Source organism: Lujinxingia vulgaris, from assembly GCF_007997015.1.
In the GTDB taxonomy this organism is placed as follows: Bacteria; Myxococcota_A; Bradymonadia; order Bradymonadales; family Bradymonadaceae; genus Lujinxingia; species Lujinxingia vulgaris.
On sequence record NZ_VOSM01000019.1, the window covers coordinates 20,945 to 40,939 of the forward strand.

Consider the following 19,995-nt stretch of genomic DNA (forward strand, 5'->3'; position numbering starts at 1 on the left):
CCTTTAGCACCGACTTTTTTAGCGATGCTCCGGGGTGGGTCGGGTGCGGGGGACGCTTCCGGCGCGGGAGCGTCTCCCGCACTCACTCAAATGACCGCTGATCTGAACGACTGAACCTGTGGGGCGCTTGCGCCCGACGCTGCGGAGCCCAAAAGCCTGATGGACACCACCGGCATCAAATTCGTCGACGAGCTCGACCTCAACGAAAAACGCGTGCTCATCCGCGTTGATTTTAACACCCCGCTCAAAGACGGGGAGGTCGCCGATGACACGCGCATTCGCGCTGCGCTGCCCACGATCGTGCATTGCCTGGAGGCCGGCGCGAAGGTGATCTTATGCAGCCACCTGGGCCGCCCCAAAGGCAAGGTCAACCCGAAGTACACCATGGAGCCGGTGGCCGCGCGCCTGGCCCAGCTCCTCGACACCGACACGCTCCTCTACGATGTGGAGGTGGTCTTCCCCGAGGCGGTGGTCGGCCCGGATGTTGCCGAACTGATCGCCGACTTGAAGCCTCGCCATCAGGTGATGCTGCTCGAAAACCTGCGTTTTGAGCCCGGCGAGGAGTCCGGCGACGACGCCTTCGCCAGGGAGCTGGCGGAGCTGGCGGACTTTTATGTCAACGACGCCTTCGGCGCCGCGCACCGCGCGCACGCCTCGGTGTATACGATCAACAAATTCTTCGATCGCAACCATAAGGCCGCCGGCCTCCTGATGCGCGCGGAGTTGCAGGGGCTGGGCCGACTTCTCCAGCGTCCCGAAAAGCCCTTTGTGGCGGTGGTCGGCGGCGCCAAGGTCAGCGACAAGCTCGGCGTCTTGATGAGCCTGCTCGACAAGGTCGACGAGATCCTCATCGGCGGGGCGATGGCCTACACCTTCCTGGCCGCCCAGGGCGTGGGCGTGGGTGAATCGTTGGTCGAGCGCGACTTCATCGACCAGGCCACCTCGATCCTCAACCGCGCCAAAGCCCAGGGCGTGAAGCTGCGCCTTCCGGTCGACCACCGCGTCGCCCCGAGCTTTGAGGCCACCGAGGCCACCATCACCGACGATAACATCGTGCCCGGCGGCACCATGGGCCTGGACATCGGCCCGCGCACCGCCGAGGAGTATGGCCGCGCCATCGCCCGCGCCTCCACCATCTTCTGGAACGGCCCGATGGGTGTGTTTGAAAAACCCGCCTTCGCCGAAGGCACCTTCTCCGTGGCCCGCGCGATGGCCGACGCGGAAGGTTACACCGTGGTCGGCGGTGGCGATTCGCTGGCGGCGATCGAGAAGGCGGGGCTGGCCGAGTCCATCGACCATGTCTCCACCGGCGGCGGCGCCAGCCTGGAGCTTCTGGAAGGCAAGTCTCTGCCGGGCATCGACGCGCTGCGGGCGAACTACCCCATCGATTGATTCAAAGGCGTCGATGATGCTGACACCTCTCGTGCCCTCGACGCCTTCGTTCCAACCGACATAAGCCGTCGCAACATCAAGGTGTCGCAAAAGGTTGCCCGCGTGACGAACTCCCGTCACGCGGGCAATTCCTCAATCAAATCAAGCATTTGCACGCAGCATCCCGATCAAAAACTCGACCGAACTTCGATCGGGACCATCTTTTTTCAAAACCCACCATGGCCGGGGTGGAAGTGTGCTCTTGAACGGGGCGATCGCCTCATGCAAGAGTGTGGAGGTCACCCTGCCGCAACGCTTGCGCCCTGTCCTCCTTTGCCGGAAGGCCCGTTGGCCCGAGCACCTCGCACGTACGTAACGCACCCACGGGGTAACTCGAAACGCCGGCGCAAACGCTGACCTCAACCCCCCCGGAGCGCCCCTCAAAAGCGCGCCCCGGCCACCCACCCGGAGCTCCCGATGCGCACGCCCATCGTCGCTGGAAACTGGAAGATGAACCTCTCGCAGGCCGACGCCCTCACCCTGGGCCGCGCCATCGCCGAGGGAGCTCCTACCCGGGGGGTCACCGCCATCGTCGCCCCGGTCGCCCTGCACATCTCCGCGCTGGGTGAGGCTCTGGCCTCCTCCCCGGTGCTCCTCGCCAGCCAGAACGCTCACTGGGCCGAGTCCGGCGCCTACACCGGCGAGTTGGCCGCCCCGATGCTGCGCGAGCTCGGCGTGCGGTATGCGATTCTGGGGCATAGCGAGCGCCGGCAGTACTTCGGCGAAGACGATGAGGGCGTCAACCGCAAGACCCGCTCGCTGCTCGCCCAGAGCCTCCACCCCATCGTCTGTTTCGGCGAGTCCCTCGACGAGCGCGAAGCCGGCCGCACCCGCGACAAGGTCGAGTTCCAGGTCCGCGCCGCACTCGCCGGACTCAGCGCCGATGAGGCGCGCCGCGTCATCCTGGCCTACGAGCCCATCTGGGCCATCGGCACCGGCAAGACCGCCTCCCCGGAGCAGGCCCAGGAAGTGCACGCCTTCTTGCGCGAAGTCCTCGAAGATCGTTTCGATCGCGAGACCGCCCAGGCCATGCCCATCCTCTACGGCGGCAGCGTCAAACCCTCCAACTTCGCCGAGCTCCTCTCCCAGCCCGACATCGACGGCGGCCTGGTCGGCGGCGCGAGCCTCAAAGCTGAGAGTTTTCTCGAGCTCTGCCAGATCGCCGTCCAGAAGAGCACCGCCGGCTGAGCCCGCGCATTGCTGCCAGAAGGGCTTAATTGCGCGTCGTTTCGCGCATTTTAAGCCTCCTGCGATCGAAATAATCGCCCCTTCGCGAGTCGTTTTGATCTGGCATCCCGGACCGAGCCGCCCTCCGCCCGGGAGCGGCGCGCCTCGCTCGTTTCCGGCGTGCCCTTTTACCGATGGCAAACCCATGCGCTTTCACGCCTTTCGCGACTTCGAAGACGGCACCATCATCGACGGGCTGGGCTTCGACATCGTCGTTCATCGCCGCTCGGTCGGGTCGATCAACCTGCCCACGGGCCAGCTCATCGCCTGCGACCCGCTGCACGCGCTCGACACCGAGCCCTTCGCGCTCAGCCTGGATCCAGGCCAGTACCCGGTGCATCTGCTGGTCGCGGAGCTTCGCGATGAGCGCCGCAACGCCTACGCCGTGGTGCGCGTCGGCGAGGGCCCGGTGCGCCGCTGGGAACCGGCCGAGATGAGCCTGCCGGCGGCCAACTCCGACCAGCCCGACGCCCCGCGCCCCTCCCTGCTCGACATCATCGATGAAGATCCGGGCTACCCCGTCGACTCCTCGCTCGGCTGCTTTATGGACGCCACCACCGCCGGCGCGCTCATCGACTACCACCAGATCGTGATGCCCGAAGACAACGACTTTGAGCGCTTGCTGCTCGCGCGTCTTCGCAAACGCCGCCGCGCCGGCGCAGGCTACGGCACCCTGGATCTGCGCCGCGACTTGAAGCTCCCGATGCCCGAGGGCCTCAACCTCATCGCCTTCGACACCGGCTTTGGTCCCGGCCACTACCCCACCTACGTGGGCCTGGGCGATGAGGGGCAAGTCGTCAGCGTCGTGACCGATTTTCAGGTGCTCGACCTGCGCTTTCCCTCCTTTCCCCTGCCCGCGGCGACCTCCTTCGACGAGTTCGAGTAACCCCCCGATCCCGCCTTAAGGCGTCTTAGAACCACCCCGGAGAGCGCAATTTGGGTGCTTGCCCCGCTTGCCCCCCTCGGCAAGCCCGCATAGGATGGCACCCATGAACGGCATCGCGCTGAAAGCTCTGCTGTCGCGGGCGCAATCAAGGGGTTGAATTTGGGACACCAGGATAAGGTGATCGACCAGCTGGTCGACGAAGGCAAGGTTGAGCCCGAGCTCCGAGACACCCTGCGTGCGACATTCGGAGCTCATGCTTCGAGCGCCCTCTTAACGCGCGCCAACCTCAAGGAAGATGAGCTCCTCGAAGCGCTTTCGCTGACCTTCGACCTGCCGCCGGCCGGCTACACCGAGGGGCTTTTTGTCGAGCGCGACCTTCTGAGCGCGCTCGGCCCCGAGGCCATCCGCCAGTACGAGGTTTTGCCGGTGCGCCGCCGCACTGGCGAGCGCGTCGACGTGCTCGTGATCGAGCCCCTCAACGCCATGGCTCGCCAGATCCTCGAAGAGACCCTGGGGCTTCCGCTTCGTCAGTACATCTGGCCGCGCCTGCGTTTTCTGCAGGCCCGCCATGTCTTCCTGGGCGACGAGCTTCCCGAGTTCGCCACCTCCTACCTGCGCGAACACCCCGTCACCATGGGCTACGCCACCGCCGGCGAGCGCCCCGAGCTCTACGAACTTCTCAAAAGCTCCACCGGCCTGCAGGTCAACACCTGGGAAGACGCCGACCGCCGGGCCTTTTTTGAGAACTGCTTCGACCGCGACACCCTGCTCAAAGCCCTCCTGGGGCTGGCCGCCGGCCGCCTCACTCGCCGGCTGATCGTGGTGCTGAGCAAGGCCGGGGTGCAGCCCTATTTTCAAGAAGACTGGCCGGCGCTCGACGAACATTTTGAGCGCGTCGACGCCCTGCGCGAGCGCAAGGCGGCCACCACGCTCGATAGCGCCCGCCAGGATCGCGAGGCGCTGCTCACCGGCAGCGCCGCCGAGCTCGGGCTCACCCCGCTTTTTGAAGCGCTGCAGGTCGAAGCCCCCCCGCTGCTGGCGATGATCCCGGTGCGCATCGGCGGCCGCGCGGCCATGGCGCTCCTCGGCGCTCCGACCGACCCCCGAGCCGCCGTCCGCCTCGATGAGGTCTCAGAGACCTTCGCCCTCGATGAGCTCGTCGACGCCGCCGCCCTTGTCGGCCGCCAGCTCGAAGAGCTCATCCGCCGCGCCAAAGCCGGCACGCTTCCGCCACCGGCCGAGCGCATCCCGCAGCTCCCCGCCCCCCGCATTCAGCTCGGCCTGGGCTTCGAAGACTCCCTCATCGAGATGACCATCGCCAGCCGTCAGCGCGGCCGCCACCGCTGGGAGATCATCGACATCAGCCATGCCTCCGAGGAGCCCTCCGAGCCCTCGGAGTTCCCCGAGATCCGCAGCCACGTCCCCGAACCCGAGGTCATCGGCGCCATCTCCGAGGCCTTTGGCATCAGCGAAGATTCTGATCCTTTAGACACCTCCGAGCCCTCTGAGCCCCTCGCCAGCGCCGAACCTTCAGCGGTCTCGGAGCCCTCGGACGTAGCCGCACCTTCGGAAAGCGCCGAACCCTCGGACGTCGCCGATGTATCTGAAACAGCCGAAGCGAGCGACCCCACCGCCGTCTCCGAAGTCTCTGAAGTTTCCGAAGTATCCGAAGTCTCGGAACCGTCCGAGATCTCTGAAGCATCTGAAGCATCCGAAGTTTCCGAAGCATCTGAAGTCTCCGAAGCGTCCGATGTCTTTGAAATCTCCGACCCCTCGGACAGCTCGGAGCCTGTGGAGGCGCCGGCCGCGGCGATCCTCGACGGCGAAGGCGCCATCTCCGAGTCCTATGAAGCGCCGCTGACCGACGAGCTGGTGGAGCTGCCCCCCTTCCCCGACCCCTCCGAAGCCAGCATCGCGCCAAAAGATCCGCTTGAGATCACCGCCGACTTCTCGCCGGCGGCCTTCTCTGGCGAGCTGAGCTCTTCGGCCAGTGAGGCCCCGCGCCCCTTTGAGGCGGCGTCTTCGGTCGCCGAGGACGACGAGGGCGGAATGGGGGCCTCGCATACCGAGATCTACTCGCCATCGTCGGTCGCCCACGAGAGCGCCGACGACACCCCGGCCCCCTACGCCGAGGTGGGCGCGACCTCCTTTGGTATGCCCGCCCTCTCCGCCGACGAGCTCTCCTCCCAGGCCAGCGACCCCGCCCACAGCGCCGCCGACGCCACCAACGTCTCGGAGGCCATGGTCGCCGACGCCGAACAACGCCAGGCCGACGCGAGCGACGAACACCCCGACGACGAGGTCGATAAGGGCTGGAGCGACATCCTCAACGAGGTCTCCGAGAGCGCCATCCCTGCGATGCGCGCCAGCGATGCCGACGATGCGGACGACGCCGGCGCCCCCCCGGCCGCCGTGCTGGAGCCGGTCGACGAAGCCCCCGAAGAGGCCTCGAATATCGCCGCGGCCCCCGCGCCCCTCGAAGCGGCCGAGCCCGACGCCCAACCCGAGCCCGCCGAAGTCGCGCCCGCTGAAGATGTTCCCGTCGAAGCGCAGCCCGCCGAAACTGGCGAGGAGCGCGACGAGATCCCGCCCGCGCCGCCCGCCCCCACCGCCGAGTTGCACCCCATCAAAGGCGCTCCGGCCGACGATTCGGCCCCCGCCGACGCCGGCAAAAACTCCAACCCGGCCGCCGACGCCGGACGCGGCATCCGCGGCGCGACCCGCGGGCTGAACATCCCCGCCGACGCCTCCGGCGTCCCGCGCGCCCAGATCTTCCGCCGTCCTCGCCGACGCGACCGCGACGCCAGCCCCGGCCAGCCCACCCCCAACGAAGAGCCCGAAGTCACCGAGCTCGGCGCCTCCGCCACCGGCCACACCTTTATGGGCGTCGGCGAGGTGCGTTATGTGCAGGTGGGCCCCAACGCGATCAGCGAGATCAGCGAACCGATGCGCGAGGAGCGCTCCGAGCCCCGCGCCGATCGCTGGCTCGACGAGCTCGAGCAGGGCGCCCGCTCCGAGAGCAGCGCCCAGATCGGCGGCTCCTCCTCCCGCGCCACCATGCAGATCAACCCGGCCGGCCGCACCCGCAGCTTTGGCGAGTTGTTGGAGCATATGGAGAGCGACGCCCTGGCCAACCCCCGCACCGTGCCGGTCGAGGCGCTCGAAGAGATCCTGGACTCCGGCCCGGTCGCCGTCGACCTGAGCGAGAGCCTGGAGATGCTCGACGCCCGCGACCACGACCTGGCCTTTGCCGCCGCCGAGCACGTCGCCACCGCCGGCGACTCCGTGATCGCCAGCCTCGAAGAGCTCTTCCCCGGCCGCATTTTTGTCGACCGCTACCAGTACACCGCCCAGACGCTGCCGCCGGTGCGCGAGCACGGCCCGGTGCTCGACGCCCTGGTGCGCCTGGGCCGCCCCTCGCTCAAGGTCGTGCGCCGCTTCATCGACAACCCCAGCCTGGAGCTGCGCTTCTACGCCACCTTCCTGCTCACCGAGCTCCCGGCCGACGGCCTCCTCCACGAGCTCCTGGGCCGCCTCTTTGACCGCGACCAGCAGACCCGCCAGCTCGCCCGCACCATCCTGATGGGCTACCGCAATCACGGCGACTTCGAGGCCCTGGTCATCCTGCCCCTGCGCCACGAGCTCGCCCAGAAGAGCGAAGAATTCCGCGTGGAGCAGGCCGCCGAGAACATCCGCCTGATGCGCGATCTCAAGGCCATCCCCCAGCTCGTCGACGCCCTGGGTGAGCACGGCGGCCGCGTGCAGCTGACCATCCACCGCGCCCTGCGCGAGATCACCCTGCAACCCCTGGGGCCCTCCCCCTCGGAGTGGCGCCGCTGGTGGTTCGACGCCCACGAGACCCCCCGCTGGCGCTGGCTGGTCGACGCCATGAACAGCCCCGACGACGAGCTGCGCCTGCTCGCCTTCGACGAGATCGAACAGCTCCCCGGCCTCGACCTCAACTACCACCCCGACCAGCCCCCCAAGCTGCGCATCCGCGCGCAGAGCGAGCTCGCCGAGTGGTTTGTCCGCAGCGGCCACGGCTGATCTTTTCGATCAGGGCGCCCTTCTCCAACCCCGAGCATGACGTGACGAACCCCCTCTGAACGCCTTAAGAGGGGGTTCGTCACTTCACAGAATACCCCCTTATGGGTAATTCGAGCCCTTCGTCGACGTGACGAAAGGGCGCTTACGCCCTTAAGGACCCCTTCGTCGACGCGACGAATACCCCCTTATGGGTAATTTGAGCGCGACGTCGACGTGACGAAGGGTGGGTTAAGGGCTTCGGGGGGTGTTCGTCGCGTCGAAGAGGGTCGGGCGAACCCACGCCTCCCTGCTCCGCGATCGAAACAACCTGATGTCATCATCAAAAAACCCCGCGCAGCCTCTCGCCGCGCGGGGTTTTCAACGTTTCGCGATTCCATCACCGAGCCCGATCAGCTCGCCGGCACCTCATCGCGCTCCGCGACGTGGGCGTCTTCCACGTCGCCGGGCCCGGGAGGGGTGGGCTCGGCCGGGTCGATGGTGATGGTGACGCCGGCCGAGGCGCGCTGGGGGCGGTAGATGGTGTAGAGGGGCGCGAGCAGCTGGTTGAGATCGTCTTCCAGGCCGACCAGTCGCAGGGAGGCCTCCAGGAGATGGCGCGCCGAGCCGTAGGCTCGGCGGACCTCGGCGCGGGCGGCCTGCAGCTCGCTCATGGTGGTGGTGGCCTCGGCCTTCTCGGCGTCGGCGATCTGGCGGCAGGTCAAGAGCACGCTCAGCGTCTGGCGCGCCGCGTCGACGCGCGGGTCGTGCACGAACTCGCGGGTGCAGAACTCCACCACCCGGCGCAGACGCGCGGCGGCCGCGTCGAGCCCCAGTCCCACAAAACGTCCCGGGGTCACCCCGCCAAACGCGCTCTCCATGGCCTCGGTGAACTCCTCGAGCCGTGGCGAGGCGCTGCTCTTGAGGCTGTAGTAGCGGGCCTGGCACATGTCATAGAGGCTCATGTAGCTGGCCTCGGCGGCCGCCTCGGCGCGGTCGAGCTCGGCGGCGGCGCGCTGGGCCTGGCCGCCCTCCTCCAGGGCCTCCTCCACATGCTCGGTGAAGCTCAAGTGGGCCTCTTCCAGCAGATCCAGGCAGAGCTCTTTGCTGGTCTGGGCCACCGGGTGGTTGAAGTTAAGCGGGGCGATGGCGTCGCGCGCGCGCAGCAATCTGGCGAGCATGACCTGATCGAATTTGGTCTCCTGCATGGTGCAGCTCCGTGTTCGGGTCGGGGCGTCGCCGCATAAGCAGCTTAAGCAGCTTAAGCAGCAAAAGCTGCATGCGCTGCATACAACGACGCGCCGAAAATCGACGTGGAGTCCCCCCTACGGCCTTGGATGGCGGGGACGAACGGGGTGGTGCTTTTTACGAATGCGGGGACTTTAAAGCGTTGGCGCTTTCGGTTCAAGCCGTGCGGGTGCTATCGCTGAGAGTGCACCTCCGCGCGGAATAGAATCGGCCGCCGCCGGGTAATTGTGCGGACTCCTGTCAACCAGCCGGACACCACCGATGAAAAAACTCCGCCTCAGCAACGCCGCGCTCCTCGCGCTGATCATCATCACGAGCGTGGGCTGCGATCAGGCCACCAAGATCGTCGCCCGCGAACAGCTGGAAGGCGCCGGACGCCTCTCCTATCTCGGCGATACCTTTCGCCTGGTGCTCATCGAGAACCACGGCGCCTTTTTAGGCATGGGCTCCGAGATGCCCGCCGCCCTGCGCACCGCGATCTTTGTGGGCGTGGTCAGCATCGCGCTCATCGCCTTTCTGGTGTGGATCATGCGCACCCCCTCCCTCTCGAAATTCTCGGTGGTGGCCGCCGGCCTGGTCATCGGCGGGGGTATCGGCAACGTGATCGACCGCGTGCTCTTCGACGGCGGCGTCACCGATTTTCTCAACCTGGGCATCGGCACGCTGCGCACCGGGATTTTCAACGTGGCCGACGTCTGGATCATGGTCGGCGCGGCGATGATGCTCATCTCCCGGGACACCTGGGCGCCCGATGACGCCAGATCCCCCGATGAAGACGGCTCGCCAGCGGCGGAGGACAGTGGCGAGGACCCGCGCACCGAGCTGCAAACCTAGCCGGTGCCTGATGCTCATCGCTTTCTTCTAAATGAAAAAACGCCCCGGAATCCCGGGGCGTTTTTTTTTCAACGGTTGATGCCAGCAGTGTGCGTAGGAGTGGCCCGGGGAGAACACTTCCTCCCGGCGTTCGTTTGCCAGAATGAGAGTACCCGGCGCGCATCTTTCGCACCTGAAACCCCGCTGGCATACTGACCCGGTCCCGCATCTGCCCCATTACGTGAGCTCCGACGCCATGACGCAGCCCCCCGCCGCGACCTCCGACGCCAGCCCCACCCCTGATGCTACCGAAGACGCCCCAAAACCCTTCGACGCCATCCCGCAGCCGCCGGGCTCGTTGATTCTGGGCAATGTGCCGGCCTTCAAAGCCGATATGCTCGCCACGCTCTTTGAGAGCCGGGCGCAGTATGGCGACCGGGTGCGATTTCGGCTGCTGAACAAGCAGGCGCTTTTTATCGCGCACCCCGATGACCTCAATTACGTGCTCATCCGCAACAACCGCAATTTCATAAAAACCACCCGCGGCTACCGCGCGATGCGCCAGCTCCTGGGCAATGGCCTTGTGACCAGCGAGGGGGATTTCTGGCTTCGGCAGCGGCGCATCGCCCAGCCCTCCTTTCATAAAAAGCGCATCCACGGCTTTGCCGAGACGATGGTCGACGTGGCCGAAAAGAGCGCGCGGGAGTGGGAAGCGCGGCTGAGCGCGGAGGAGGGCGCGGTGCTGCGCTTAAGCGAGGAGATGACCCGCATCACACTCGATATCGTCGGGTTTACGCTGCTGAGCACCGAGCTCTCCAGCCATAGCGCGCAGGTCAACGCCCGGCTGCAGTTTGTGCTCGAAGAGGTCACGCGGCGGATTCGCGTGCCCTGGTCGATTCCGCTGAGCGTGCCCACCCCGGGCAATATGCGGGTTAACCGCGCGATTGCCGGGCTCGATGAGGTGGTCGAGGGCATCATCGCCGAGCGGCGAGGGGGAGAGAGTCGGGAAGATCTGCTGACGATGCTGATGGAGGCCCGCGATGAAGAGACTGGCGAGGGCATGTCCGACGCCCAGCTTCGCGATGAGGTGATGACGATCTTTTTAGCGGGCTTTGAGACCACGGCCACCGCGCTGATGTGGACCTTTTATATGCTCTCGCAGCATCCCGAGGCCGAAAAAGCCCTGCACGCCGAGCTCGATGAGGTCTTAGAAGGCGGCCGCCGCCCCACCCTGGCCGACCTGCCGCGCCTGGAGTGGACGCGCATGGTCATCGAGGAGTCAATGCGCCTCTACCCGCCGGTGCCCATGCTCGCGCGCACCTCGGTCGAAGACGACGTGATCGGCGGTTATGAGGTGCCCGCCGACACCTTTGTGATCGTCAGCCCCTACGTCACCCACCGCCACCCCGACTTCTGGGAGTCGCCCGAGACCTTTGATCCGGAGCGTTTTCGCGACCCCAAAGCCGAGCGCCCCCGCTTTGCGTATTACCCCTTTCTGGGCGGTCCGCGTCAGTGCATCGGCAAAAGTTTTGCGATGATGGAGGCCCAGCTCGTGCTCGCCACGCTCGCCAGGCGCTTTAAGCTGCGCTACGCCGGCGACGCCCCGGCCGAGCCCAACGTAACGATCACGCTGGGTGTGAAGGAGGAGATTCCGATGCGGTTGCAGGCGCGTTAACCGACTGCGCTGAAACGACCCGGGGTCGAACATCGACCTCTATTTATGCGGGTGAATCCGTGGTCTCTTTGGCGTCGGAACGCTCGACCAACGCGCGAAGCTGCGGCCGGGTCTGGCTGAGCTCATCGAGGCGTCGCTCCCCATCCTCGCTCAAAAAGGGGCGCATAAGCCCCACAGCGTGGCGGGGGCTGACGCGCACGCGGCCGTGGGATTGGCGCGCCAGCGCCAGGATCATGTAGGTGCCGTAGAAGAGCCAGGCGGTATCAAAGGCGTTGATGCGCGGGTCGACGATGCCGGCGTCCTGCCAGCGGGTGATGTTCTCGGTGAGCAGCCCGACGACCTTTTCCTGATAAGGCAGGTAGACCGCGCGCACATCCGGCTCGTCGAGCTCGGCGAGTACCAGAAAGATCATGCGCGCGAGGTCTTCGGAGCTTTGCAGCAGACGCGCGTAAAACTCCATGCAGCTGACGATGGCCTCGACGGGGTGCTCGTAATGTTCGGCCAGCGCGTGCTCCAGCCCCCTGGCGAGTTTGCCGGAGGTGTGGTCGATGGCGTCGATGAAGAGATCGCGTTTGCTGCTGTAGTAGCGGTAGAGCAGCGCCTCGGTCACGCCGGCCTCCTCGGCGATGCCCTTGGTGGTGGCGCCGTGGTAGGTCGAGCGGGCAAAGACGCGGATGGCGCTCATCAAGATCTGTTGCTTGCGCTCGGCAGCGGGAAGTCGACGGGTGGGCACGGTGGGGCGCTCGCTGAGGGGAGGTGAGAGGCGATTCTTCAAGGGTTCACACAGGGTTAACCCACCGGTCAAGTGACAGCTTCGGAACAGATCTGGGTGGGTCGGGGCGTATCCTAACCGCAAGGTAAGGATTCGCAAGTCAGGGGTGGTTTGACCCGCCCTCGGTCGGATGGTGTTCCCGGGGTAGCGAGATGAGCTCCGAGCCCCGGTCGACCCTGAGGGGCGTAGCATGGCGGGCATAGAAGGGCCGCCGGCGACGTTTTGAGCCCGGGGTTGCCGCGCGCCGGACAGCTCCTTATGATGCTCCCGAGTGTAAGACCTGCTCTTTTTGCGATAACGCACCGAAGCGACAGACGATGATCGAGGCCAACTCACAACCTGCGTACGCGAGGATCGCGTGGAAGTTGATGGCAGCATTCTGCCTGACGCTTCTCTGCGCGCTTGTGATGGCAGCGCCCTCGGAGGTGAGCGCGTGTGTGCCGCCTTCGATGCAGCTTTCGTCGGAGACGGGCGAGCTCGATCGTGGCGCTTCGGAAGATCACGCCGATGACGATCAGGATGTCATCGAGCGGCCAGAGCACGTCGAGCATGAAGCCTGCTGTCCGGGAGAGCTGGAGAGCGGGCAATGCGCCGCCGACTGCGATTATTGCGGTTGCTGCGGCCATATGGTGGGCACGACCGCCTGGAGCTTTCGGCTTCAGCGCGTGCCGGCCCTCATCGAGGAGGTGATCACCCTCTCCCGCGATGGGGAGGGCCACCGCATGAGGCTCTTTAAGCCTCCCCGTGCGCTCATCTGAGCGTAGGTTTTCGCCATTCTGGCGAACTTCGAACGTATTAAATGGATCGAAAACCAGGTGATTCGGTGCGCGCTTGAGCGTGCCTGTCAGGGTCAGTGCGCCTTTGCGCAGACCACGGGCAGGCGCCCATGCCGAGCCGCCGTCGGGCGCGACATCTTCGGATGTGGGCGCGCGGCGTCAGGCGACCGGACCACCTTCGGGAGAGAGCATCATGCATCGACGACTCGCGGTCTTTGCCGCGTGCGCCCTCGTTGCCTCGGCGGCCACCTGGCCGCAGGCAGCCCGGGCAGAATCGCCCCCCGAGCTCCGACTGAGCTCGGTCATCGACTATGCGCGCTGCACCGCGCCGACCTTTCACGAAGCGTCCCTCGACACCGAGGCCGCCCGCGGAGAGCTGCGCGCCGGCGAACGCCTCTTGAGCGAAGGCGTGGAGCTGGGCGTGAGCGCCGGACCGCGTTTTTTGCCCGGCAGCGCAGAGAGCCCCCAGGCCGATATTGGCGTGGAGGTGGGTCTTCCCCTGGGTCGACCTGGAGACCGCGCCCGGCGCATCGAAGAAGGCGAAGCCAACCTCGCGCTCAGCGAGCGCCAGGCCGAGCTTGCTGATCTGGGTGCCATCCGGGGCGCGCTGATGCTCTACCGGGAGGCTGCCACCCGGGCGGCCCGGCTGGCGCTGGCCGAAAAACGCCTGGAGCTCAGCCGCCGCTTAAGTGAGGTGGCCGCCGCCCGCGCCGAGTCAGGAGAGTCCGGTGCGTTGGAGGCCGAGCTGGCCGCCTTAAGATATGAGCGCGAAGCTGCAGAGGTCGCTCGCCAGCGCGCTCGCCAGGGCCGACTGGAGCGCCGTCTGGCCACGGTGCTCGGACTCGAAACAATCCCGGAAGATGGCGCGAACACTGAAGCTGTGGCTCGCGCCACTCTCCCCACTGCCGCTGAACTTGAGCGTGTGCAAGAAGCGCTTCAGCGCTCGGAGACCATCTCCCCCCGCGCCGCCGAGCTTCGAGCCCGCGCTGAGGCCCTGCGCGCCCAGGCCCGCGCGCAACGCGCCGAGCGCTGGCCCTCCCTCAACCTCAACCTGGGCGCCGAGCGCGAAGGCAGCGAGGCGCTGGCCGCCCACCTGGGCCTGGGCTTTGCCTTTGGCTCCGGCGCCGAGCGCCGCGCCTTAAGCGACGCGCTCCAGGCCGCGGCCGAACGCGCCGAAACCCTGGCGCAGGCCGAACAGGCCCGCGCCGAAGCGCGCACCCGGGCCACCGCCGACCTGCTCGCCAGGCTCCGCGAACACCACCGGCACTGGGAAGACGAGCTCCTCCCCCGCCACCTCGCCATGCGCGAGCGCTACCTGGCCGCCTACGAAGCCGGTGCGCTGCCCTTAAACGAAATCCTCACCCTGGAGCGTGAGCTCAGCGAGGCCGAAGACGCCCAGGCCGCGCTCGTGGCCGACCTGCTCTCGGCCACCACCGAGGCCCTCGAACTTCTAAACTTTCATCATCCCGACGCCCCCGGCGCCGAGGAGGTTATATGCGAACGCTGATTTTTTTGATCATGGTCACTGCGCTGCTGATTTCGGGCGGCTGTGAGTCTTCGGAAACTTCTGAAACTTCCAAAAACTCCGAAACGTCCGAGTCCACGGAACACGCCCACGAATCGCACGATCATGGCGAAGCCGCGGCCAACCCTCGGACAGCCGATCCCCACGACTGGTGCGGCGGACACGACATCCCCGAGTCCATGTGCACCAAATGCAACCCCGAGCTCATCGAAAAATTCAAAGCCGAGGGCGACTGGTGCGCCGAACACGGGTTTCCTGAGTCGGCATGTCCCCAATGCAACCCCATCGCCCCGCCCGGTAGCAACGCGTCCGCTGGCGAGACCCGCGTCGGCGACCCCCACGACTGGTGCGGCGGACACGACATCCCCGAGTCCATGTGCACCAAATGCAATCCCGAACTCATCGAAAAGTTCAAAGCCGAGGGCGACTGGTGTGAGGCGCACGGGTTTCCCGAGTCGGCATGTCCCCAATGCAACCCCATCGCTCCGCCTTCCACCACGAGCGCCGGCCACGACCACGGCCACGGCGGCGGCGCGCAAAGCGGCGCCCACCTCGCCACGGCCCAACCCGGGGACTGGTGCGCCGGGCATAACATCCCCGAGTCCAAATGCACCAAATGCAACCCCGAGCTGGCCGAGGGTTTTCAGGCCGAGGGGGACTGGTGCGCGGAGCACGGCTTCCCTGAGTCGGCCTGCCCCTACTGCAACCCGGTCGCCCCTCCCACCGCCGGCGTGGTCCTGCACACCGCCGACCACGAAGACCTGGCCGGGCTCATCACCGCCCCGGCGCTCGCCAGCCAACGCAGCGAAGGCCTGAGCGCCCCGGCGACCTTTACCTTTAACGCCGACCGCGTCGCCGAGGTGCGCACGCTTCAGCCGGGCATCGTGCGCGAGATTCTCGTGCAGCCTGGCGAGCGTGTGGATGCCGGCCAGGCCCTCATCAAGGTGGAGAGCGCCCAGGCCAGCGACCAGCAGGCCGAGCTCGTGGCCGCACGCCAGGCGCTGCGCACCGCCGAGTCGCATCTGGAGCGCCAGCAGTCTCTGCGCGAGCAGGGCATCAACGGCCAGCGCGACGTGGAGCTCGCCAGGAGCGAGGCCGAGCGCGCCCGGGCGCGTGTGCGCACCGCCGAGGCCGCGCTGCGCTTAAGCGGTTCGGTCGATGCCCGCGGCCAGATCACCCTTCGCTCGCCAATCGACGGGGAGGTGGTCGAGCGAGACGTCATCGCCGGGAGCTATGCGTCGGCGGAGATGGCGCTGATGACCATCGCCGACCGGAGCGCGATGTGGGCCGAGGTCTTTGTGCCCGCCGCGCAGAGCCGCGCGCTGGCGCTGGGCCAGCGCGTGCGCTTGAGCCCCGAGCAGGCGCCCGAGATGGAGGTCACCGGCCAGGTGGCCCAGATCGACAGCCGCGTCGACCCGGCCACCGGCACCCTGCGCGTGCGCCTGGAGCTCGACCCCACCGATCTTCCCCTGCGCGACGGCCAGCTGGCCCGCGCCACCATCGAGACCGGTCAACCCACACGCGCGCTGCGCATCCCCCGCGAGGCCGTACAACGCTTCAACGACCAGCGCATCGTCTTTGTGCGCGAGCGCCAGGGTGTTTACCAGACCCGCAAGGTCGACATCGTGGCGTCCGAGCGCGACACCCTCTGGGTCGCCGGCGAACTCAACCCCGAGGAGCCGGTGATCACGACCGGCGCCTTCGTACTACTGACGGAGCTTCGCGCCGACGATATCGGCGTGGGCTGCACCCACTAAGGAGCGGCCTATGCTGAAAAAACTCATCGACCTCTGCCTCACCCACCGCCCGGTGGTGCTCTTGCTCACGCTCATCGCCGTGGCCTTCGGGTCGCTGGCGCTGCGCGATCTTCCCTTCGACGCCTTCCCCGAGACCGCCCCGGCCGTTGTCAGCGTCAACACCAACGCCGGCGGCCTCTCCGCCGAAGAAGTCGAGCTCCAGGTCACGCGCCCCCTGGAGCAGGCCGTCGGCGGCATGCCCGGGCTTGTACACGTGCGCTCCACCTCGCGCTTTGGATTCTCGCAGGTCACGGCCCTCTTTAACGAAGACGCAGACCTTTTGGAGAGCCGCCAGCTGGTGGCCGAACGCGTCGCCGCCGTCGAGCTCCCCGCCCACGTCGAGCGCCCCGCCCTGGGGCCGATTTCCAGTGGCCTTGGCGAGGTCTTTCAGTATGTGGTGGTAAGCCCTGGGCGTTCGCTAGCGGAGCTGCGCACGCTGCATGAATACAGGGTTCGCCCGCGACTTTTGAGCGTGCCGGGCGTCGCCGAGGTCAACACCTGGGGCGGCAAAGAGCCCCAGATCGAGGTCATTGTCGACCCCCTCACCCTCCAGGCCCGCGGGCTGACCCTCGACGACGTGGAGCAGGTGCTGCGCGACAACCACGTGAGCGTGGGCGGCGGCCTTATCACCGAGTCCTCTGAATCGATGGTGGTTCACGGTCGCGGACGCCTCCGCTCCATCGAAGCCATCGCCAACCTCCCCATCGCGACCGGTTCGAGCAATAGCAGCGGCGCCAACATCCTGCGCCTGGGCGATGTCGCAGACGTGCAGCGTGGCCACGCCATCCGCCGCGGCGCGATGACCGCCTTTGGCCAGGGCGAACACGTCATGGGCCTGGCCTTCGCGCTGCCCGGCGAAAACACCCGCGAGGTGGCCGAAGCCCTCGAAACGCGTCTTTCGGAGGTGCAGGCCGACCTCCCCGAGGACATCGAGCTGCGCGTCGTCTACCAGCGCACCGAGCTCATCGACAACGTGCTCGACACGGTGCGCAACAACCTTCTGGAAGGCGCCCTGCTGGTCATCGCCATCCTCTTTATGCTCATGGGCAACCTGCGCGCCGGCCTGATTGTGGCGCTGGCCATCCCCCTTTCGATGCTCTTTGCCTTCAACCTGATGCTCAAATTCGGCGTCGCCGGAAGCCTGATGAGCCTGGGTGCGATTGACTTTGGCCTGATCGTCGACAGCTCGGTCATCATGGTCGAGAACGCCGAGCGCCGCCTCTCGGAGGCCCCCGAAGGGGCCGACCGCCTGGAAGTCGTCCGCGACGCCGCCACCGAAGTTCGCCGCCCGACGCTTTTCGGCGAGTTGATTATTGCGAGTGTTTACCTGCCGATCCTGGCGTTGGAGGGGGTTGAAGGTGCGCTCTTTCGCCCGATGGCGCTCACCATGATCTTCGCGCTGGCCGGCTCCATGCTCCTCTCGCTCACGCTGACGCCGGTGCTCGCGAGCTACGCGCTCACCCGCGGCGGCCATCGCAAAGAGCCGGCGCTGGCGCGCGCACTCAAGCGCCTCTACGCCCCGATTCTTGAGCGCGCGCTCCACCACCGCTGGACGGTGGTGGCGCTCGGCGTGATCTGCATCATTGGCGCCGGCGCCCTCTCCACCACCCTGGGCGCGCGTTTCATTCCGCGTCTCGACGAGATGGCCATCACCGCCAACACCGTGCGCCTGGCCGGCGTCTCGCTCGAAGAGACGCTGCGCTACAGCGAGCGCCTCGAACAACGGCTGATGGAGAAATATCCCGACGAGATCCGCCACGTCTGGACCCGCACCGGCACTGGCGAGGTCGCCACCGACCCGATGGGCCTGGAGGTCAGCGACGTCTTTATGATCCTGCACCCCCGCGACCAGTGGACCCGCGTAGAAACCCAGGATGAGCTCACCGAAGAGCTGCGCGTCTTTTTCGAAAACGTCCCGGGCATGCGCACGACCCTCTCCCAGCCCATTGAGCTGCGCGTCAACGAGCTCAGCGCCGGGCTGCGCAGCGAGCTGGGCATCCGCCTCTTCGGCGGCGACCTGGAGACCCTGCGCGACAAGGGTCAGGAGCTGATGACGGTGCTGGCCGGCGTCGAAGGCATCGCCAGCCTCAGCACCGAACAACTCCTCGGGCAGCACGTCGTCGACATCGAGGTCGACCACGTACGTGCCGCCCGCGCCGGCCTGAGCGCCCGCGAGGTCTTAAAAGCCGTGGAGCTCATCGGCGGCCGTCCCCTTGGCGAGTTTTATGAGGGGGAGGTGCGCCAGCCCCTGGTCTTGCGCGTCGACGAGCGCCTGCGCGAGCAGCCCGAGCTTCTCGAAGATGTTTTGCTCAACTCGCCCACCGGCCCGGTGCGCCTGGGCGACGTGGCCACCATCACGGTGCGTCCCACCGCCTCTGCGCTCAACCGCGACTGGGGCCAGCGCCGCCTGCTCATCCAGGCCGAACTGCAGACCGAGGACGTCATGAGCGTCGTCAAAGACGCTCGCCAGGCCGTCGCCAAAAACTTCGACGCCCCCCCCGGCTACCACGTCGAATTCAGCGGTCAGTTTGAGAACTACGAGCGCGCTAAAAAGCGCCTGATGGTGCTCATTCCCCTCACGCTCCTGCTTGTGCTCACGCTCCTCTACCTGACCTACGGACGTATCAGCGACACGCTGCGCGTCTTCAGCGGCGTGCCCTTCGCCGCGGTGGGCGGGGTGCTGGCGCTCTGGTTGCGCGGGCTTCCCTTTAGCATCTCGGCGGCCGTGGGATTTGTGGCGCTGATGGGCATCGCCGTGCTCGGCGACATCGTGCTCGTCTCCACCATTCGCCGCTACACCGCTCAAGGTCTGGAGACCCTGGAGGCGGTGCGCCAGGCGGCGCTTGTGCGCCTTCGCCCGGTGATCATGACGGGCCTTGTCGCAGCGGTTGGCTTCATTCCCATGGCGCTCAGCGTGGGCGTGGGCGCGGAGGTGCAGCGCCCCCTGGCCACCGTGGTCATCGGCGGGGTGATCACCTCCACCCTCTCCACGCTCATCGTGCTGCCGGTGCTTTATCTCGTGTTTCAGTCCGCGCGCTCAAAACCGAGCTAAGCCCCCCTCGCCAGTATATCCGCACCCACAAACGCCAGCTCGGACCCCCGAGCTGGCGTTTTTTGCTAATAAGTTCCCCGACTCAGACCCCTTAGCTGACGCACTCACCACCCGAGTTCCCCAACTCAGACCCCTTAGCTCCCGTTCTCGATACCCAGATCCGCGACTCAGGCCCCCTTACCTCCCGTTCTCGATACCCAGATCCGCAACTCAGCCTCCTTAGCTCCGGTTCTCGGCACCCGAGTCCGGCGACTCAGGCCCCTTAGCTCCAGTTCTCGACACCCAGATCCGCAACTCAGCCCCCTTAGCTCTCGTTCTCGGCACCCGAGTCCGGCGACTCAGACCCCCTACCTCCTGTTCTCGATACCCAGATCCGCGACTCAGACCCCTTAGCTGTGGTTGGGTGGTTGGGTGGTTGGGTGGTTGGGTGGTTGGGTGGTTGGGTGGTTGTGGAGCGCCGGGGTTCGCGACGTCGGTCGATTTGTGAGTGCGGTGGGAGGAGCTCGCGAACCAAACAATCCGAGCGCATCCAGGGCCGACGAAACGTTCTTCGCAAAATAAAAAATCCGAGCGCATCCAGGGCCGACGAAACGTTCTTCGCAAAATAAAAAATCCGAGCGCATCCAGGGCCGACGAAACGTTCTTCGCAAAATAAAAAATCCGAGCGCATCCAGGGCCGACGAAACGTTCTTCGCAAAATAAAAAATCCGAGCGCATCCAGGGCCGACGAAACGTTCTTCGCAAAATAAAAAATCCGAGCGCATCCAGGGC

At 66.5% G+C, this 19,995-nt stretch carries 13 protein-coding genes; 10 read left to right on the plus strand and 3 right to left on the minus strand.

All coding sequences use genetic code 11. The features are described 5' to 3' along the window. Window positions 1–159: 159 nt before the first annotated feature. From FRC98_RS20270 to FRC98_RS20285, 4 genes are all read left to right on the plus strand, one after another. Window positions 160–1,392, plus strand: coding sequence for a phosphoglycerate kinase (locus FRC98_RS20270; protein ID WP_146983406.1), 1,233 nt, complete (start codon window positions 160–162; stop codon window positions 1,390–1,392). A 456-nt stretch (window positions 1,393–1,848) separates the two neighbouring features. After that, window positions 1,849–2,619: a triose-phosphate isomerase gene (gene tpiA, locus FRC98_RS20275; protein ID WP_146983407.1), complete on the plus strand. Its 771-nt coding sequence runs from the start codon at window positions 1,849–1,851 to the stop codon at window positions 2,617–2,619. 184 nt (window positions 2,620–2,803) lie between these two features. Then, window positions 2,804–3,544, plus strand: a complete 741-nt coding sequence (locus tag FRC98_RS20280; protein WP_146983408.1) for a DUF4241 domain-containing protein — start codon at window positions 2,804–2,806, stop codon at window positions 3,542–3,544. Window positions 3,545–3,703: 159 nt separating this feature from the next. Further along, window positions 3,704–7,591, plus strand: a complete 3,888-nt coding sequence (locus tag FRC98_RS20285; protein WP_146983409.1) for a hypothetical protein — start codon at window positions 3,704–3,706, stop codon at window positions 7,589–7,591. Between the two features lie 389 nt (window positions 7,592–7,980). Here FRC98_RS20285 and FRC98_RS20290 read toward each other — a convergent pair whose 3' ends face one another. Further along, the gene (locus FRC98_RS20290) at window positions 7,981–8,775 is read right to left on the minus strand and encodes a hypothetical protein (RefSeq protein ID WP_146983410.1); all 795 of its coding nucleotides are present in this window, start codon (window positions 8,773–8,775) and stop codon (window positions 7,981–7,983) included. A gap of 301 nt (window positions 8,776–9,076) precedes the next feature. Between FRC98_RS20290 and lspA the strand changes: the two genes are divergently transcribed. Together lspA and FRC98_RS20300 are read left to right on the plus strand one after the other, a co-directional pair. Then, window positions 9,077–9,649: a signal peptidase II gene (gene lspA, locus FRC98_RS20295; protein ID WP_146983411.1), complete on the plus strand. Its 573-nt coding sequence runs from the start codon at window positions 9,077–9,079 to the stop codon at window positions 9,647–9,649. 235 nt (window positions 9,650–9,884) lie between these two features. Next, on the plus strand, window positions 9,885–11,303 hold the full coding sequence (locus FRC98_RS20300; protein WP_146983412.1) for a cytochrome P450: 1,419 nt from the start codon (window positions 9,885–9,887) through the stop codon (window positions 11,301–11,303). 43 nt (window positions 11,304–11,346) lie between these two features. Here the strand turns inward: FRC98_RS20300 and FRC98_RS20305 are convergent, their stop codons facing one another. Further along, entirely contained in the window at window positions 11,347–12,078 is a 732-nt protein-coding gene (locus FRC98_RS20305; RefSeq protein ID WP_230467853.1) for a TetR/AcrR family transcriptional regulator, read from the minus strand. A 365-nt stretch (window positions 12,079–12,443) separates the two neighbouring features. Here FRC98_RS20305 and FRC98_RS20310 point away from each other — a divergent pair, with 365 nt between their 5' ends. From FRC98_RS20310 to FRC98_RS20325, 4 genes are all read left to right on the plus strand, one after another. Then, entirely contained in the window at window positions 12,444–12,833 is a 390-nt protein-coding gene (locus tag FRC98_RS20310) for a hypothetical protein (RefSeq protein WP_146983414.1), read from the plus strand. A 211-nt stretch (window positions 12,834–13,044) separates the two neighbouring features. Then, window positions 13,045–14,358 carry a TolC family protein gene (locus tag FRC98_RS20315; protein WP_146983415.1) on the plus strand — a complete coding sequence of 438 codons (1,314 nt, stop codon included), beginning with the start codon at window positions 13,045–13,047 and terminating at the stop codon, window positions 14,356–14,358. Next, window positions 14,346–16,133 (plus strand): efflux RND transporter periplasmic adaptor subunit, encoded by a 1,788-nt coding sequence (locus FRC98_RS20320; protein ID WP_230467854.1) that lies wholly within the window; start codon window positions 14,346–14,348, stop codon window positions 16,131–16,133. Before FRC98_RS20315 ends, FRC98_RS20320 begins: the two co-directional genes overlap by 13 nt. 10 nt (window positions 16,134–16,143) lie before the next feature. Beyond that, window positions 16,144–19,224 carry an efflux RND transporter permease subunit gene (locus tag FRC98_RS20325; RefSeq protein WP_146983416.1) on the plus strand — a complete coding sequence of 1,027 codons (3,081 nt, stop codon included), beginning with the start codon at window positions 16,144–16,146 and terminating at the stop codon, window positions 19,222–19,224. A 389-nt stretch (window positions 19,225–19,613) separates the two neighbouring features. On the opposite strand, the gene FRC98_RS21885 is transcribed toward FRC98_RS20325, so the two are convergent. Then, on the minus strand, window positions 19,614–19,995 hold a 382-nt coding region (locus FRC98_RS21885; protein ID WP_230467855.1), incomplete at its 5' end, for a hypothetical protein.